This is a genomic window from Acinetobacter sp. S54 (genome assembly GCF_016624945.1).
Lineage (GTDB): Bacteria > Pseudomonadota > Gammaproteobacteria > Pseudomonadales > Moraxellaceae > Acinetobacter.
Genome location: NZ_JACVUI010000028.1, coordinates 1 through 710 on the forward strand (window position 1 = coordinate 1; position 710 = coordinate 710).

The window sequence follows — 710 nt, forward strand, 5'->3', positions numbered from 1 at the left end:
TCCCTACAAATGAATCAGGCCAGTGATTCACCCACTAGCCTGAATTTTATTTTCGATTTTAAAGCCTGTATTTACACAGCAAGACGCGGGCGGTCTACAACTTGGTTATCTACACCATTGACCAAGCGTGTCAGTTTCAGATCAAACACCATTTCAGCAAATGGCCCTTCTACCGCATTGGCTTTGATCGCTTCTGCATCGGTATGTTCAATCGCTTCAACCACCAGACCTTCACGTGTTGCATATGCAAAGTCGTCATACGTGTACGGATCGCCTGCTACGTTAATTTGCGTGGTCAGTTTGCGATGCCCATCTGCTGAGACAAAGTAGTGAATATGCGCAGGACGGTTGCCATGACGACCCAGTTGATTTAATAACTGTTGCGTTGGGCCTTCTGGTGGGCAGCCATAGCCTGCGGGTAAAATGGTCTGCACACGATACTGACCCTGTTCATCTGTAATAATGCTACGGCGCATATTAAATGGCTGTTGCTCACCCGTTGGGTCAAAGTGGGAATAGAAACCTTTGGTATTGGCATGCCAGATTTCTACTTTTGCATTGGGTAACGGTTTACCGTCTGCATCATAAATGGTGCCGTGTAAAATTAGGGTATGGCCATTCGGATCACTGCCATCATCCATACGAGCATAACCCACTGACTCTGGCGCGCCTGCCACATAAAGTGGCCCTTCAATGGTACGAGGAGTGGT

General features: G+C 47.6%; 1 protein-coding gene. It reads right to left on the bottom strand.

Annotated elements, in window-relative coordinates:
- Positions 1 to 71 precede the first annotated feature (71 nt).
- The coding region (locus IAE20_RS16665) for a catechol 1,2-dioxygenase (protein WP_200482940.1) at positions 72 to 710 on the bottom strand (639 nt) is incomplete at its 5' end.